A 17,356-nucleotide genomic window follows, 5' to 3' on the forward strand; every position below is an offset into this window, starting at 1 on the left:
GAGGATGGAGCTATGTCGCATACACATCAGGCTTACCTGGCCAAACGGCAATTAAAACGCGGAACCGCTGGCTGGATATTATTAGCTGGATTAGGCGTTTCTTACGTTATTTCTGGCGATTTTGCTGGATGGAATTTTGGTATCGCCCAGGCCGGATGGGGTGGTTTTGCCATCGCGGCCGTGCTTATGGCAATTATGTATTTCACCTTGGTGCTGTCACTGGCAGAAATGTCGGCCGCTATTCCCGCCGCCGGTGGCGGTTATAGTTTTGCTCGTCAAGCCATGGGGCCCGCCGGTGGTTTTATGACCGGATTAGCGGTACTCATCGAATACGCATTAGCACCAGCAGCCATTGTCATTTTCATTGGCTCCGCGGTGGAAGCACTGATTGGCATAAACGGCCCGTGGGTTTATGCGGCGTTTTATTTGGTGTTCATTGGCATCCATTTAGCCGGCGTCGGTGAGGCGTTAAAAGTGATGATGGTGATTTCTGGCTTAGCGGTATTGGCCATTGTTGCCACCGGTGTCGCGCTATTGCCGCACTTTGACAGCGCTAACCTAGTCGATATGGCATCGTCCAACGGCAGTGAGTGGTTGCCGCTCGGTTGGTATGGCGTATGGGCAGCATTACCGTTTGCTATGTGGTTGTTTCTTGCAGTAGAAGGGGTGCCGCTGGCAGCCGAAGAAGCAAAAGATCCTGCCAAAGACGTTCCCAAAGGCATTATTGGCGCGATGATATTTCTGCTGTTTACGGCTTCGCTGGTGGTGATTTTAATTCCGGGGGCAGCCGGTGCTCAGGCGATGGGTGACAGTGCGGTTCCACTGGTGGATGCACTGAATGCCGTCGGTGCTTCTCAGCTGGCGACCTTCGTTAACATTCTCGGCTTGGCCGGTTTAATTGCGTCATTTTTCTCTATTATTTATGGCTATAGCCGCTTGGTATTCGCCCTATCGCGCGCAGGTTATTTACCCAAAGCGCTGTCTGTAACCTCGGCGCGCAAAGTGCCTGCACGAGCGCTGATTGTACCCGGTGTCTTAGGATTTCTTGCATCGCTCAGCGGTGAAGGCGATTTGATGCTTGCCATGGCCGTTGTCGGCGCGACGGTTTCTTATGCACTAATGGCGCTGAGCCATATTTTATTGCGCCGCAAGCAACCAGAATTGGCTCGCCCGTATAAAACACCAGGGGGCGTAGTGACGTCTGCTATCGCTTTGATACTGTCCCTAGTGGCCATGACCGGTGTATACGCCTTCGACCCACGAGCGTTCTGGTACACCGCCATTTTGTTTGCCATTGGCGCCGTGTATTACTTTGCCTACAGCCAACACCATTTGGTCGCCAATAGCGCTGAAGAAGAGTTCGCCATGCTAGCCGCAGCAGAAGCAGACTTAAATAACGACGACAGCGATGCAGTCGAAGGTGTCACACAAACGGCGTAACACAGTACTGTTCATTCCGCCCGCCATTGGCGGGCTTACCTCCCATTCGGGTCTGGGTTACCATTCAAGCGTTGCACTGACCGAGCCCAGTTACGTGTCCGACCACAATTCACATGCTATCACGGCACTATTAGATGCCCTGCAACAGCACTACCACTGCTCCGTTGATGGCCTTTCTTCAGCCTTTATCGAACACCATTTTCGCCAACGCGAACTGCCAGCTAAAGCACATCTGATTGAAGCTGGGCAGGTCGCTGAGGATGTCTATTTTATTCATCGCGGCGTGCTACGGGTGTATTACATTGATCAACAAGGCAATGAGGTTAATCAGCAGTTTTATCAAGCCGGCGAGGTGATTGCGCCGGTGTTGTCGTTAACCACGCAAGAAGCCAGTCCGTTTTATTTACAAGCCCTCAGTGAGGCCGATATTCTCGTCGCACACTACCCCAGCCTGCATCGCTCGGGGCGCAACAATATCGACTGGCTGGCGGCCGAAAACGCCATTCTCAAATCTGTGTATTTAAAAACTGCGCGGCGTGAAGCACAAATGCTGCTCGGCAGTGCCGAGCAGCGTTATCGCTGGTTCTTAAAAGACAGTCCGGAGCTGGCCAAACAGTTACCGCTGTATCAAATCGCGTCTTACCTGGGCGTTACCCCCGTTTCTTTATCTCGCCTGCGTAAGCAGATTAAGGCCGCCTCTACGCCACGACCTTAAACATAATTACAGACTGAGTGCTAAGCGCGTCCCTTGATCGATGGCCCGTTTGGCATCCAACTCGGCTGCCACGTCGGCACCGCCAATCAAGTGATAGGGTTTATCCAAACCGTCCAGCAGGCTACGATCCGGCTCTTGGCCAGCGCAAATCACGATGTTATCGACAGGCAACAATTGCGCCTCGCCCTTGATATTCAAGTGCAAACCTTGATCGTCAATTTTGATGTACTCACAGCCGGCCATCATCTGTACACCTTTATTTTTTAGCCCGGTACGATGAATCCAGCCTGTGGTTTTGCCTAACTTGGCACCCACTTTTGAGGTTTTGCGCTGCAATAAAAAGACTTGCCGTTCATTGCTATGTGGTTGTGGTTCAATGCCTTCAATACCGCCGCGAGCCTGCAGGCTCATGTCCACCCCCCACTCATGCATAAACGCTGGAATATTCAGACTGGTCGACTCACCGCTATGCAATAAATACTCGCTGACATCAAAACCAATACCGCCAGCACCGATCACCGCCACCCGCCCACCAACTGGGTGCTTATCGCGCAGCACTTGCAGGTAGCTCAGTACTTTCGGATGCTTAATACCCTCAATGTCCGGCGTACGAGCGGCAATGCCCGTAGCAATCACCACCTGATCAAAGTCGCTGGCATTTAACTGCTCAGCACTGATGCGGCTGTTGAGTTCCACAGTTACTCCAGTGAGTTGCAGTTGTTTAGCAAAGTAGCGCAGGGTTTCGTGGAACTCTTCTTTACCAGGAATCTGCTTGGCAATATTAAATTGACCGCCAATTTCTGCTGCCGCATCAAACAAAGTCACTTGATGGCCACGCTGCGCTGCAGTAGTAGCAAACGCCAGCCCCGCAGGACCGGCGCCCACGACGGCAATACGCTGGGGAGTACTGGCCGGGGTCATGATCAGCTCGGTCTCAAAACACGCTCTAGGGTTGACCAAGCAAGACGTCATTTTGCCGCTAAATACATGATCCAGACAGGCTTGATTGCAACCGATGCAAGTATTGATTTCATCGGCTTTTCCCTGCTCTGCTTTGGCAACAAAAAATGCATCGGCCAAAAAGGGACGGGCCATCGATACCATGTCAGCATCGCCGCGCTGCAGCACTTCCTCGGCCACCTCTGGGGTATTGATGCGGTTGGAAGTAATCACCGGAATGCTCAGTTGCTGGCGGAACTTGGCCGTTACCCAGGTAAATGCAGCGCGCGGCACCTTGGTGGCGATGGTGGGAATGCGTGCCTCGTGCCAGCCAATACCGGTATTAATGATAGTGGCTCCGGCTTGTTCAATGGCTTGCCCCAGCTGCACCGCCTCTTCAAACGTACTGCCGCCTTCGACCAAGTCCAGCATTGATAAACGATAAATAATAATAAACTGCTCACCAACAGCCGCCCGTGTGCGACGCACTACTTCAACCGCCAGCTGCATGCGTTGCTGATAGTCACCGCCCCATTTGTCATCTCGATGATTGGTGCGTTTGGCCAGAAACTGATTAATGAAATAGCCTTCAGAGCCCATGATCTCAACACCGTCATAACCACCGATTTGAGCGTAGCGAGCCAGCTGAACAATGTCTTCGATTTCTGAATCAACGTCGTCTTCCGCCAACTCCCGTGGCTTAAACGGGTTGATAGGAGCTTGAATAGACGACGGTGCTACCGAGTTTGGATTAAACGCGTAGCGGCCGGTATGCAGAATTTGCATACAGATTTTGCCGCCTTCGTGATGCACGGCATCGGTAATTTGGCGATGCTCTTTGGCCTGTTCATCGCTTTGAATAATGTTGGTCATCGGGTGTGTAGCAGCGTGAGCACTGGGACCAAAGCCACCCGTAACGATTAAACCCACGCCACCGCGAGCGCGCTCAGCAAAAAATGCCGCCATCCGCTCCATGCCATTCTTCTCTTCTTCCAGGCCGGTGTGCATCGAGCCCATGAGGACGCGGTTTTTTAACTGGGTAAACCCCAAATCCAGTGGTTCAAATAGCTTGGGATAGTGTTGATTCATCAGCCTGCCTCATACGGTCTTTTGGGTTTTCCACCCAGTATTCCGCAGGCTGTGATTCATCGCCTTATCATATGTTAAGGCGGGCCTTTGGGGTGCTGGCCATACTCATCGCCACTGGCGCACAGATTTCAGGCGCTGCAGCATTCAGGAGAGGCATGATGAGTTACCGCGCACCGCTTGACGATATGGCATTTCTGGCCCGTTCACTGCCAGATGCCGACGCCATTCAAATGATCACCGACCAAGCGGCAAAAATGGCCGAACAATCCTGGTTAGCGACCAATGCCAGTGCCGATGCGGAAGGCTGCCACTGGCATGACGGCAAAGTCAGCTTGCCTGCGGATATGCGCCAAGCGTTTCGCCATTACGCCGACGGTGGCTGGATGGGACTGACCATGCCGGAACGTTGGGGCGGACAACAACAAAGCGAGGTGTTGGGTGGATTTGTTGGCGAAATGCTGACCTCCAGCAATCATGCCTTATCCATGTTGCCAGCGCTCACCATGTCGGCCTGCCGCGCGATTATTCACCACGCCAGCGATAGCCTTAAAGATGAGTATTTACCACCGATCATTGCAGGGCGCTGGAGCGCCACCATGTGCATGACTGAAGCGCATTGTGGCAGTGACTTGGGCTTAGTGCGCTGCAAAGCTATTCCAGAAGGGCAAAGCTATCGATTGAGCGGACAGAAAATATTTATTTCTTACGGCCAGCACGATGCCAGCGACAATATTATTCATTTGGTGCTGGCACGACTGCCAGACGCACCGGAAGGTATTAAAGGGCTGTCATTATTCTTGGTACCCGCACAGCTTAGCGACGGCCACGACAATAATGTGCACTGCATCGGTATTGAAGAAAAAATGGGCATTCACGCCAGCCCAACTTGCACATTGAGTTTTGAAAACGCCACTGGTTTTTTAGTCGGCGAAGCACACGCCGGCATTAAAGCCATGTTCACCATGATGAATGAAATGCGCTTGGGCACTGGCTTGCAAGGCGTTGGCCTTAGTGAGCACAGTTATCAAGCCAGCCTGAGCTACGCCCAACAACGCCTGCAAATGCGTAGTTTATCTGGCATTAAAAACCCCGATGGTATTGCCGATGCCATTATTGAACACCCCGATGTGCGGCGCATGCTGCTGACACAAAAAGCCTTTGCCGACGGCGGCCGTGCATTGGCTTGCTACTGCGCTCAGTTGTTGGATGCCAGCAAACACCAGGACGATGATGACACCATCAAACTGCTGGAACTGCTGACCCCCATAGCCAAAGGCTTTTGTACCGAAGTCGGGCTGGAAAGTGCCAGCAACGCTGTGCAAATCTTTGGTGGCCACGGCTATATCAAAGACAACGGCGTCGAGCAGCTGTATCGCGATGGCCGTATTGCCACCTTGTACGAGGGTACAACGGGCATTCAAGCACTGGATTTACTCGGCCGCAAAGTACTGGGCAACCAAGGGGCAAGCTTGCGCCTGTTCACCAAACAAATACATCTTTTATGCAAGCAAAACGCCGAGCACCCGCGTTTGGCCGAGCTGGTAAAACGGCTGCAACCCTATGCCAAAGAATGGCCGGATATCAGCATGAAAATCGGTATGAAGGCACTGCAAAACCACGACGAAGCCGGTGCTGCCAGCGTCGACTTTCTGATGTATTCCGGTTATGTGGTGTTGGGGTATTTCCATTTAAAAATGGCACTCGAGGCCGATGAACTGCAGCACACATCAGTTGCATCAAATGAAGCGCACACATTCACCAGCGACTTTCTACAGAACAAAGTCCGGCTAGCAGACTTTTACTTGCGCCGTTTATTACCCAGAAGCACAGCACACAAACAGGCCATGTTAGAAGGCGTTGATAGCTTGGCACCAGCTTGGTAAGCAGGGCTCTAAGACATACAGCATATGAGTGATACCGAATGGCAGCCTGGGGGCTGTTAATACTATTTCGATCAGGCTGTTATGCGCTGAATAGTGTTAACAGGCCCTAATTAGCGGTGTTTGTATTGCGCGGGGCAATAGCCACGCGATACCGCAGGGCTGCGTAACATTTGATGCTTGGTGGCACGCCCTGATACGCGCGCACGCCACAGCTTAAAGCTGGACGGCTTTAAGCGGCTACGCATAAAGCGAATCACTTGTGTTTCGTTCAGGCCATATTGTTGCTCAATGGCTTCAAACGGCGTGCGATCTTCCCACGCCATTTCAACAATTCTCGATTCATGATCAGGTGTCAGTGTCATGGCAAGCCTTGTTGTCTGAAGATGCATATGGCGACTTAGCTGCACGGTTTTGTACACCTAGCCCGAACCAGAGACATCAGCCGGACTGAAGAGTTCCGTCTGCACTCACGGTGAGCAGACGCATTAAGCCGCCGAGTTCACTTAAATTGAAATACAACAGCACGCCTCGGAACAGCACCGTCATCTCTGTTAGCATTTCAGTTTTGATCATCACTGGCTTTATTCAATGTCATCTGCGCCGCTGCAAAAGCCTTGGTATTTGGACCCGCTGTTTTGGTGGATGCAGGCCGCGGCACTTCCGGTGTGGGGTGTTGCGCTTGCCGGCAGCTCGGGGCAGCCAAACCTTGGCTGGATGATGCTACACCCAGGTGCCGCCGTCTCAGTGCTGCTGCTTTGGCCGCTGGCGGAAGAGCTGCTGTTTCGCGCTGGGCTACAAACTTGGCTATTGCAGCGGTGGCCCGCTCATTGCTGGGTTAGCCGCGCCAATGTGATCACCAGCCTTTGCTTTGCTCTCACACACTACTGGCTGCAACCGGGTTGGTTGGCCTTGGCCGTTTTTTTCCCGTCTTTGCTATTTGGTGTGTTACGTGAGCGCCATCGAGGTGTGACCAGCTCGACGTTATTGCATTGCAGCTATAACGTCGGCTGGTTTATGTTGTTTCCGCCGCTACTTTAGTGCTTTTTCGGGCGTTGGCGCGAGGCTTCAATGCGCTCTACAAAAGGCAATGCGGCCACACTCGACAGCTGCACAGTCGGAATGGAGGCGCTGACGATGGGTCCAGTGACGGCGCCCAAAACCACCCCCAAGTCGCGTAGCTGCTGTAACTGCGATTCGCTCGCGGCCTGCGTTAAGCGCAGCAATACCGGCTGGCGACTTTCACCATTCTGCTGCGCCATGCGTTGCACCTCAGGCTGAATTTTATCCTGTGCCGCCGGCTGTGATGCGCAGCCGGCTAATGCCACAGCCAGAGTTATCAGCAGCCATTTCATACCAGCTCTCCAGTGGTTGTGCGCCGGCGAGCCAGCGCCAAGGCAGCCAGAATCACCAACAGTGGCAGGGTTGGGTCCATGCTGCCGCCTGCAGCGCCTAAGCTGCAACCGCCGCCACCCGAGCTAGAGCTACTGTTTGGCTGCTCAGGGTCCGTGCCCGGATTGTCAGTGCCCGTATCTGGATTACCGGTATCTGGATTATCGGTGCCAGAGCCAAGGTCCGGCTCACTGGCATTGACTGCCTGGTCGACGGCCAAAATTCCATAGCCCCAGGTGTAATCCGGCTGCGATGGCATCAACACACTGTGCGAGAAGCTCGGCAGTTGCGGGGTAAAGGTATTGGTCTTGGTATTGCCCAGCAGTCGCGCGCGCAGCTGCATGGCGCTTTCGTCAGGGAAAGACTGCCACATTAAGGCCAGCGCGCCGGCAACATGCGGCGATGCCATGCTGGTCCCTTGGAAAGCGACATACTGACCGCTGGGTGTAATTTCCTCTGGAAACTCATGCTCGTAGTCATGGGCTTTGGCCGCCATGATGTACGAACCCGGCGCAGCAATTTCAGGCTTCATCACTTGCGGGCACTTGGTCAGATCGCTGCAGTCACGGCGAGGGCCGCGGCTGCTGAAGGTCGAAATGTCGCCAATCGGGCCGGTGCCATAGCCATCAGCATCGATGTCATAAAACCCTGTACCGCTTTCCCAGCTGTAGTTAGTGTTGTAGCTGGCCACACCAATCACGTGCGTGGCACTGGCAGTATCGGTGATGATTTGCTGCGTAATGCCTGCTTGGTCAGCAATCTGAATTTGACCACCTTGCTCTGCCGTAATCATGCTAAAGCGACTGTCGCCAGAGCCGGGCAACGCCGTCAGTGTCAGCTGCCAACGACCGCTGGCAAGGCTATTTGTGTCGCCGTCCATCAAGGTGATTTGAATCTGGCGGTCACCATTGCTGCTTTGCACATCGGTGGCAAACATATCGACATAGCCACAGCCGGTTTCTTGCCACCACTCGACTCTGGCAGAGCCAACCGCTGGTGCTTGCAGTTCTGGGATGGTGTCGCAGCTGTTCGGACCTTGCAGTGTCAGCGCATAACGACCGCTGCCGTCATACCAGATGTCGATTCTGCCTTGCGGCAAACCGTCTGGCACATCAAAACCGATGGTGCGACTATCGCTGGCTGCCAAAGTGTCCGCCAGCGCAATGGGGGCATCGCCTTCGTTGCCCACTGAACCCACCACTAAAACACCGTCATTGACGACAAAAGAATCCAATGCCTGCTCAAACAGCGAAGTACCATCGCGTGGGCCGTAATAAGAGCCCAGACTCAAGTTGACCACGGCTTTTTTATTCAACGCCTTGGCTTGGTCGCGAATAAATGCCACACCGTCAATAATGGTATCGGTGCCGAAGTCCACCTCGATGGTTTCGTTCAAACCGTTGACCAAAATCAGATCGGCCTCAGGCGCCATGCCAACGTATTCATAAGCGGCTTCTGCCGAGGTATCCGCACCGTTGCCTGCGGCAATGCTGGCAACATGGGTGCCATGTCCGCCGCTACTTGGCTGCGTACATGCCGTGACGGTCTCATTCGCTTGTGCTTGCGCAATGGCGGCATTGATCATCTCAGCGGTGCAAACCCCGCCATAACTGAAACCACTGGGGGCACTGCCTGGCGCATCCGCGCGCTGATCCCACAGCGCTAAAATGCGCGTGCTGCCATCGGTATGACGAAAGCCTGGGTGCAAAAAATCGAACCCATCGTCGACCACGCCAACGATGACGCCCTTACCGGTCAAGCCCTGCCATTGCGGAGCGTCGCCGGTACGCAAGCTATTGGCACCACTGGCAGCAACACCGTCTTTTACCCGCTTAGGAATTGCTCGTGACGCTTCCAAGCGCAACACGGAGTCCATTGCAGCCACCTGCCCCAGTTGTGCTCGTGGTACCATAACCGACAGGATGACACCGGTGCGCGAACGCAATTGCACGCCCATGGCTTGCAGTGATTTCAACACCTCTGGCACATCGGCATCGTTGCTGAGTTGAACCAGCGCGGGCAAGTTGACCGATTTGGCATGGCTGCGAGCCACACGCACCGGCGCACTCATGGTCGCAGGCGTTTGCTGGCGCGCCCATTCGCGCTGCAACGCGGGATCGAGTTTGTTGGTATCGGCCATGGCAAAGGTTGGCAGCAAAGCTGCCACCAAAGCACTCGCCGATACCAGAAAGCTTTTTATAGTCATCCGTTTTCATCTCCACGGAGGCTTTGCTGGCAACTCTTACACCATGAGAGTCACACCGCAAAGCAGGGTAAGAAGAGGTTCTTTATGACGTTAGCAGTGACTGCGAGAATTACCTCCCAATGCCGTCAATTAGACTTGCACTATCTGCCTGTGGAAAATACCCTACTGACAAATTACACAAGGACGCCAGGTGCCTAGAGCTAACGCTTATCCGGTGTATTTCCTGATTAACCAGCAAACCCATTTGCTGGACATGGCTGGTCCGTGTCAGGCTTTTCATGAAGCCAGTGAACTGACCGGTCAATTCGACCTGCATTTCGTCAGCTTTGACGACCATGCCACCTGCCATCAGGGGTTGATGCTGAGCAATTTGCAAACGCCGCCCAGTCATCTACCTGCAAATTCGATTGTAGTGGTGTGTGCGTCAAAATATCAGCCTGGTGTTTATACCGATGAAAGCTCTGAGAAAAGTGCGCATTGGTTACGTACCGCACCGCGCAGCGACACCCTCATTTTGGGCATCTGTACCGGCACCTTTTTGCTCGGCAAGGCCGGTCTGCTCAATCATCGCCAGTGCACCACGCACCACAGTCTGACGATGGAGCTGTCCGACCAGTTCCCCCTCGCCAACGTCATTGCCGATCGAATTTATCTGCAAGATCGCAACTTATTTACCAGCGCTGGCGTGACGGCGGGGATAGATTTGTGTTTATCACTGATAGAACAATTGAGTAGCGGACACTGCGCCACCGAGGTCGCTCGCGAGTTGGTGGTGCATCGCCGGCGCATGGCTAACGACCCTCAGTTGTCGCTGCATGTGCGCTACCGCAACCACGTCAGCCCGCTGATTCATGCGGTGCAGGACTACATCACCAGCCGCTACCGTGAACGCATTAGCATCACCGAATTAAGTGAGCATTTTCGGGTATCGCAGCGCCATTTACAGCGCCTGTTTAAGGACTACACCGGCGTCACGATGAAAGAGTACATCACGCGCATTCGCTTAGAAGAAGCCAAAAATCTGCTCGACGATTGCCAAACCGTCGAGCAGGCGGCGTATTTAAGTGGGTTTTCTCAAACCTCGACCTTTCGCGCTGCCTGGAAAAAATACCATGGCGGCTTACCGGGCGAGAGCAAACAAGCCGCTACTGCAGATGTTGACTGAAAAAATCCCGGCTATGGCTGGCTGAGCGCCAAGCAGCAATCGGGTTATAACGAATCGGAACGTACCCCCCGCGCCACGGAAGGCATACGGATCATAAAATTCACTACTGGCACGCGGCAATTCAAACGCATGAGTGGCAAACGGCAACGACAGCAATTCAATCTGCTGTTGATCTTCTTGCGGCAACTTCTGAATCAAAGCATCACAATCGCCTGGCGCATCGTATAAATCCTGCTGCCCGGAAACGATCAATAACGATTTGCCATCCACCACCTCGGTAAAGTCATAATCCGGCACTTTGTTGTACGCCCAGCAAATCGGGTAATTGGCCACCAGTGCTGACAAACCCGCCGCTTCTGGCGAGTCTTCGGTCGCCATTAACATGGCCACCACCCCGCCCCAGGAAAAACCGATAAGACCCACTTTGTTATGGTCGATGCGCTCGTCTTGCTGCAAAAAATCCAGCGCGGCATAGATATCCGGTAAGGTATCGCGCACATGGTTTGGCCGCGACAAGCCGCCTTGTAACCCTCGAGCGGCCCACATATCCAGCTCCAGCGTGGCAAAACCGGCCTGATTTAATACCTGCGAATAAAAACTGCCACGCTCATCAATCCCGCCAGAGCCATGCACCACAATCACCGCAGGAACGGCGCTGTCGGACTTGGGCACTGCCAAGCTGGCGGCAATGGTTAAGCGCTCATCGTTGCTGTCAGCAGTAAAAGTGACAAGGTTGTATTTAATATCACCCGTGCGGGCTTGGGCGACGGCCATTGGTACCAACGCCAGCATTAATAGCAGCGCTACCCCGTTGCGTAACATGATAATTACCTCAATAAAGTGTTGGTATGTCAGCCAGGTATTGGCTATTGGCATTTGATCTTGCTGTGAAGATCAAATGGCGCCTCATCTAAGCATGATGGGCGCCAGTCAGGAAGTAACGAGCGCTGCAGAATAACAACGCTCTGGCATCACAGCGGTATCGATCAGCACAGATGGCTGACAAAGTGAACGATCACCGTGTTCAGCAGACCAGTACCGCAGTTTCTACCGGTTGCTGAGCCGCCACCAAGGCTTGATTTAAATCGTCGATAATGTCCGCCGGACTTTCGAAGCCGACGCACAGGCGCACCAAGTTTTCCGTAATACCGTGACGTTGTTTTTCTTCTGCAGTGTAACGACCGTGTGTGGTCGTTGCCGGGTGAGTGACCATGGTTTTGGCATCACCAATGTTGGTGCAGCGCGATACCAGCTTCAGCGCATCGATAAACCGCCAAGCATGATCGCGATCGCCACGCAGCTTAAAGGTGATAATCGGTGAATGCCCGGTTTGCTGGCGCTGAATCACGTCGCGGTTAGGGTGATCCGCTGCCATGGTCGAGTACACCTGCTCAATATCACTTTGCTGGCGCAGCCAGGAGAACACCTGGCGCGCATTGTGTTCGTGCAAATTCATACGCGCTTTTAAGGTTTCAATGCCCTTGCTGAGAATCCAGGCATTAAATGGGCTCATGCAAATACCGGAAGCACGCAAATAGGCACGCAAAGGTTTCAACAGATCGTGACGTCCAACAATGGCACCGCCAACACAACGCCCCTGACCATCAAGAAACTTACCCGCACTGTGCAGTACTAAGTCTGCGCCCCACTGCAAAGGCTGCTGTAATACCGGCGTTAATAATGTGTTGTCCACCACCAAAATCGCATCATGGCGCTTGGCCAGCGTCGATAGCTTAACCAAATCGGCCACCCCCATCAGCGGATTGGTCGGCGACTCCACCACCATCAACTTGGTATTGGGGCGCATTTCCGCTTGCCAGGCGTCGTAGTCATCAACCTGTACCGAGGTGGCGGTAATACCAAACTGACCAAAGTACTGGCGAAACAAATGTGTGGTGGTACCAAAAATGCCACTGGCCAGCAGAACATGATCGCCCTGACGTAAAAAGGTCATAGCAATGGCCAGATACGCCGACATTCCAGAGGCCAAACCGATGGCGGCATCACCGCCTTCTAGCGCCGCCAGCTTGTTTTCAAACATCTCCACTGACGGATTGGTGAAACGACTGTAAACATTGCCCGGTTTTTCACCGCTAAAACGAGCATGCGCATCGGCGGCGGAGTGAAAATCGTAAGCCGAAGTCATGGCAATGCTTTCGGCGTGGCTGTCATCCAGATACACCGCCGGTGAATGGATGGCGCGCGTGGTATTATCCATGAGAATGCAGTCCTGAAATAAATTATGAATTAAGCCGGTTGCTGGCCAATGTGCTGCAGCTCACGTTTGTGCCAACCGTGTAGCAGCAACCCGGTTATAGAAGAGAAGCAACAGAACAAGGCCACACCGATGGTGACGCCCTGATAGCTGCCGGTCAGGTCAAAGGCCACGCCGCCAGACCAAATGGTGGCAAACACCGCCACTTGGTGGATGGTGAACAAAAAGCCAAACATTTTTCCTTTGATTTTTTCGCCATAGACCTTGAGGCATAACATCGAGGTAATAATGACGGTACCCATGTAGGTCAGACCAAACATCACCGCAAAGGTCCAAAACACCCAGGCCGATTCCGTTTGTACGATCAAAAACATCGACGCGGCGCGTAGCCCATAAAGACCAGCCAGAAAGAGCCCGGGTTTGAAATAGCGCAGCAGCCAGCCAACCACAAATGCTCCGATCAACTCAGCTGCACCCAGGATGCTCAAAGAAGAGGCTATCACTTCGGTCTTATGCACACTGCCCTCAAGCACTTGCTGCATCATGGGCACTAGGTGCACATCAATGTATGCCATGGAGGCACCGCAGCCAGCAAACGATATGGCCAAGAGCAAAAAGGCCGGCTTGAGCATTTCATCGCGCACGCCGTCCTCGCTACTGTCTTCATCGCTACCATGAGCTGGTTTAATCGCTGGCAGCGTGCGCTGTAAACCTAACACCGCAGGCACCACCACCAGGAAAAACAGCGCGGCAATCAACAGGCACACCTGGGTCCACGATAAAAACTCGTTAAACCATACCCACATCGGCGACAGCACCATAAAACCAATGGCAGTGCCGTTGGTAATTGCAGCAAACGCCATGCCTTTGTTTTCGTGAGCAAATACTCTGTCCACCAACAAACCCAGTGGCACAAAGGTCATAGCGGCCAAAGCGTACGCAGCCATGAGGCCGTATAAAAATAGAAACAGCGGGAACCACTGCACATAAGCCAGTGCCGCAAACACCAGTGCCGTGGTCACAGCACCGGATAAAATGGTTTGGATCGCACCAAACCGATCACATACCCAACCCACCAATGGCGATACCAGGCCGATGGACAAACCGAACACGGCACCGGTCAAAGCGAAGTGGCCGCGACCAATACCAAATTGCTCCACCAAGTCGACGAAATAAACTTGATAACTGCCTTTAATGGCGGATGCCAAAAAGGTTACCAAAACGCCAACGGCGATCACCAGGCCAAGTTGAGTACGTGATAATTGCATTTAAGCAGGCTCCCCTACGGCTTCAGTCTCCAGTTGATGCAGACCAAAGTGTTCATAAATGCCTTGATACATGTTGTAGAACAGTCGACAGGTATGATCGATGGCAGTAATCGACTCCTGCTGCATTTCTTCTGTGGTGCACAAGTCCGCCAGATACGCCAGACCTTGTTTTACATGGCCAACGTCTTCTTTTTGATGCACGGAGAAAAACAACAGGTCTTCTTCTTTCAGATCGTAAACTTTGCCCAGAATATTATGGCGAGCTTCTTCTCCCACCGTTTCCAGGTTCTGACCTTCACTGGCTACCAACACCGCTGCAGCACCAATGTGCAAACGGGTGGTGTCTTTTACTGCGTTTAGGCGGTAATCGATTAGCTCTTGTGTAGCCGCCAGTGGCTTAGCGGCCTCACGCTCATCGTCGCTAATACCCAGTGCACGCACAAAGTCCTGCATCAACACCACATGGTTTTTGGTGCGTGATAAGGCGCCTGTTTCCTCTTCGTACAAGTTGTGCAGCAAGATGGTTTTATGCCGTGGCAGCGGGCAATAAAAGAAAATGTGCTCAATGTAGGTCAGAAAATATTTGGTGAGCTGATAGCCTTGCAAGGTGGTGAACTTCAGCAACTCAGTATTGGGCTGCTGTTCATTCAATAAGTGCTTAAACAGCGGATTGGCCAGGGTTAAATGCTCATCCAAGGTGGCACGCATGGCCTGCTTGAAGTCGTTTTTTTCCATCATCATAGGGATTTCTCCAGATTAACCCACCGATTCGGCCAGCTCTTCCAGCATGCCAAATTGTTCCAGTAAGGCATCGGTGGTGATGCTCATGTAATACCCAGCGAAGCTGACATAGCTGCCCGGCCGGCGACGATCTGGCCGGCGCGAGTAGTCGTTTAAAATACCGTACGTTTTAAAACCGATGGCTTTCCACAAGCTGTGGGCCGGGGTTCCACCACGTACATCCAACGTCAGTACATCCACACCGTTATTACGGGCTATCTGCGCTATCTTGAGCATGGCTTTGGGCAGCAAACCTGTCTTGCGCAAATCTGCGCGAATAAATCCCTTTTGCAGGTCGTATATGTGTCGGGTGGTGTCCTGGCGGCTGCCTTTCAGCATGCAACACAGGCACACCTCACCGGTCGCGTCCACTGCGATTAATATCTTTAAGATGCCCTCCTCCAATTGAGCACTCAGGTCACGCAACCAACCGGCGTGTTGTGCGTCTGTCATGGGCTCCGCTAAGCCAAGAATGGCGTCATCGGCGGCGCTCAGTTCCAACAGATGCATCAAAGATGAGAAAACCGGTTGCAGCTGCTGAGGCTGCTCAATTAGAAGGAAGTCGGGATACTGCTTCATCTGTGACTCGCTTATTAGACGATACCGGCCCATGCTCGACGAAAGCATGACGTAGCAAAAGCCCGTTTCGCGACACGATCAGCAGAAAAACACGCCATCAGCCGTGGCCTAGGCGCGCGAGGCAGGGAAAATTTGAAGAAAAATCAGCTCATTGCGAAAAAGCCGACAAAGTGATCAATTGTTGAGCACTTCTAAGTAGAGGCGGGTGAGCCAGCGTTACACGAATGCTGCATCACTCCAGCAGATTAAGTGCACTCTGATTTGAATGAAGTCAGGTTTGAATGAACTCATATTTGGGTGAACCTGGGCTTGAGTGCGCCCAGGCCTAATTGACAATTAAATCAACAGAATAACAACTAGTCGCTGCCAGACGCTTGCTGACAAACAAGAAAGTAACGACCAGCCAGCTGATGCGCCCAGGGCTTTGGCCAAATGCCGGAAAAATGCGCGCAGTGTGTGCCGCGACGTGTAATCACCAGCATCACTTCGGGCAGCTGCGATAACATGGCTTGGAAGTCGCGTACATTGTCAGCAGCACAGATGGGGTCGTCCTCGGCGTTTAATACCATCACCGGGATGGCAATATTTTCCATGCCATTTACCGGATTGCAGTGCGCCATGTAATCCGCCAGGCTGTCGTAGCCTGAAAAGCGATACAAACGCTCCTGAAACTGCTGCAGTGATTGCGCCGAGGCCAGGGCGTGATAATCATCGGGCGCCTCTAACGCGGTGGCATGATTCAGCAACACGGTTTCGTTGGGCGTGACAAACTGCTGAATCAGTTTGCGCGCCATTTTCTTGCTCAACCAAGGCGCCGCGCGCGAAAAAGCCACCTCAATATCGTACCCAGGACAATAAGAAAACGCCGCCTTCACCGGTGTATTTTGCCCCTGCTGCACCAAGTAGCGAGTCAGTAAACCGGTGCCAGCGGAGACCCCCATCATGTACAAGGGCGCCGAGGGAAATTGCGCTTCGATGGCAACCACGTGCTCGACCAAATCCTCGACGTCGCCCATGGTATTAAACTTGGCCGATGTCAGCGCCAACTCACCATGCCCACGGCGCTCACACAACACCATGCGCCAGCCAGTTTGCTGCTGTAAGTCCTGCATTAGGCCACGCATGCTGTGCGCCGAGCCAGTAATGGTGTGCAGCACGATGATGATAGGAGTATCGTCACTGACACCACGATCCAACCAATGCAGCGCCGTGGTACCGCCGTCTGCCATCACCATGGGCTCGCTGCGATCGTACTGCAGCGGCGCAGCAAAGCGCTTGCGCAGCCCCAACCACAACAACTGCAAATAACCGTTAAACAGCCAAGGCGTGACCCAAAAGCGCTGCTGCAGCTGCGGAATTTGTTGCAGTAAGCGCTGGTGCTCTGCCGTCGCCAGATAATGCAGCTCTGGCCGTCGCGCCGCACTGCTCACGTAATACGCCCAAATCGCCACCACCAGGCACAAGCCAACCCACCACATCATTTCATTTCCTAATCGCACGAGAACTCAGCCTACCGCAGGCAGCATGACGGATAAGCGCGAGGAGTGACAATCCTCAATGGCATCTGCTTGAGAAAACACTCATCAAAGGCGTTCATCTGCCCATAAGTACTGTGCAAACGGCGACATTGACTAATAACAAAGTACCAAATCGAAATTCATTATCCGGTTTGCACCATATTGTTAATT

At 53.2% G+C, this 17,356-nt stretch carries 15 protein-coding genes; 5 read left to right on the forward strand and 10 right to left on the reverse strand.

Features of this window, described 5'->3' with window-relative positions; all coding sequences use genetic code 11:
- Positions 1-12: 12 nt before the first annotated feature.
- Positions 13-1,440, forward strand: coding sequence for an ethanolamine permease (gene eat, locus CHH28_RS02065; protein ID WP_094058749.1), 1,428 nt, complete (start codon positions 13-15; stop codon positions 1,438-1,440).
- Positions 1,421-2,155, forward strand: coding sequence for a Crp/Fnr family transcriptional regulator (locus CHH28_RS02070; RefSeq protein ID WP_157729728.1), 735 nt, complete (start codon positions 1,421-1,423; stop codon positions 2,153-2,155). Before eat ends, CHH28_RS02070 begins: the two co-directional genes overlap by 20 nt.
- 6 nt (positions 2,156-2,161) lie before the next feature.
- Here the strand turns inward: CHH28_RS02070 and CHH28_RS02075 are convergent, their stop codons facing one another.
- A complete protein-coding gene (locus CHH28_RS02075) occupies positions 2,162-4,183 on the reverse strand; it encodes an NADPH-dependent 2,4-dienoyl-CoA reductase (RefSeq protein WP_094058751.1) in 2,022 nt (673 codons plus the stop codon).
- A gap of 155 nt (positions 4,184-4,338) precedes the next feature.
- On the opposite strand from CHH28_RS02075, the gene CHH28_RS02080 reads away from it, so the two are divergent.
- Positions 4,339-6,066, forward strand: a complete 1,728-nt coding sequence (locus CHH28_RS02080) for an acyl-CoA dehydrogenase C-terminal domain-containing protein (RefSeq protein ID WP_094058752.1) — start codon at positions 4,339-4,341, stop codon at positions 6,064-6,066.
- A 110-nt stretch (positions 6,067-6,176) separates the two neighbouring features.
- Here CHH28_RS02080 and CHH28_RS02085 read toward each other — a convergent pair whose 3' ends face one another.
- A complete protein-coding gene (locus CHH28_RS02085) occupies positions 6,177-6,428 on the reverse strand; it encodes a TIGR03643 family protein (RefSeq protein WP_094058753.1) in 252 nt (83 codons plus the stop codon).
- A gap of 226 nt (positions 6,429-6,654) precedes the next feature.
- Between CHH28_RS02085 and mrtJ the strand changes: the two genes are divergently transcribed.
- On the forward strand, positions 6,655-7,104 hold the full coding sequence (mrtJ, locus tag CHH28_RS02090) for a JDVT-CTERM system glutamic-type intramembrane protease MrtJ (protein ID WP_094058754.1): 450 nt from the start codon (positions 6,655-6,657) through the stop codon (positions 7,102-7,104).
- Here the strand turns inward: mrtJ and CHH28_RS02095 are convergent.
- Positions 7,101-7,418: a hypothetical protein gene (locus tag CHH28_RS02095; protein ID WP_094058755.1), complete on the reverse strand. Its 318-nt coding sequence runs from the start codon at positions 7,416-7,418 to the stop codon at positions 7,101-7,103. The two genes, mrtJ and CHH28_RS02095, sit on opposite strands and share 4 nt — an antisense overlap.
- Complete coding sequence (locus CHH28_RS02100; RefSeq protein ID WP_094058756.1) at positions 7,415-9,661, reverse strand: S8 family serine peptidase; 2,247 nt, start codon at positions 9,659-9,661, stop codon at positions 7,415-7,417. Before CHH28_RS02100 ends, CHH28_RS02095 begins: the two co-directional genes overlap by 4 nt.
- 190 nt (positions 9,662-9,851) lie before the next feature.
- Between CHH28_RS02100 and CHH28_RS02105 the strand changes: the two genes are divergently transcribed.
- Positions 9,852-10,826: a GlxA family transcriptional regulator gene (locus CHH28_RS02105; protein ID WP_157729729.1), complete on the forward strand. Its 975-nt coding sequence runs from the start codon at positions 9,852-9,854 to the stop codon at positions 10,824-10,826.
- Here CHH28_RS02105 and CHH28_RS02110 read toward each other — a convergent pair.
- From CHH28_RS02110 to CHH28_RS02135, 6 genes are all read right to left on the reverse strand, one after another.
- The gene (locus tag CHH28_RS02110) at positions 10,782-11,648 is read right to left on the reverse strand and encodes a dienelactone hydrolase family protein (protein ID WP_157729730.1); all 867 of its coding nucleotides are present in this window, start codon (positions 11,646-11,648) and stop codon (positions 10,782-10,784) included. The genes CHH28_RS02105 and CHH28_RS02110 overlap by 45 nt on opposite strands.
- A 202-nt stretch (positions 11,649-11,850) precedes the next feature.
- A complete protein-coding gene (locus CHH28_RS02115) occupies positions 11,851-13,044 on the reverse strand; it encodes an aminotransferase class I/II-fold pyridoxal phosphate-dependent enzyme (RefSeq protein WP_199243981.1) in 1,194 nt (397 codons plus the stop codon).
- Positions 13,045-13,073: 29 nt separating this feature from the next.
- A complete protein-coding gene (locus CHH28_RS02120; protein ID WP_094058760.1) occupies positions 13,074-14,309 on the reverse strand; it encodes an MFS transporter in 1,236 nt (411 codons plus the stop codon).
- The gene (locus tag CHH28_RS02125; protein WP_199243982.1) at positions 14,310-15,050 is read right to left on the reverse strand and encodes a TenA family transcriptional regulator; all 741 of its coding nucleotides are present in this window, start codon (positions 15,048-15,050) and stop codon (positions 14,310-14,312) included.
- A 15-nt stretch (positions 15,051-15,065) separates the two neighbouring features.
- A complete protein-coding gene (locus tag CHH28_RS02130; RefSeq protein WP_094058761.1) occupies positions 15,066-15,668 on the reverse strand; it encodes a GNAT family N-acetyltransferase in 603 nt (200 codons plus the stop codon).
- A gap of 356 nt (positions 15,669-16,024) precedes the next feature.
- Positions 16,025-17,149 (reverse strand): YheT family hydrolase, encoded by a 1,125-nt coding sequence (locus tag CHH28_RS02135; RefSeq protein WP_094058762.1) that lies wholly within the window; start codon positions 17,147-17,149, stop codon positions 16,025-16,027.
- Between the last annotated feature and the right edge of the window lie 207 nt (positions 17,150-17,356).

Origin of the sequence: Bacterioplanes sanyensis (assembly GCF_002237535.1) — a bacterium.
GTDB lineage: Bacteria > Pseudomonadota > Gammaproteobacteria > Pseudomonadales > Oceanobacteraceae > Bacterioplanes > Bacterioplanes sanyensis_A.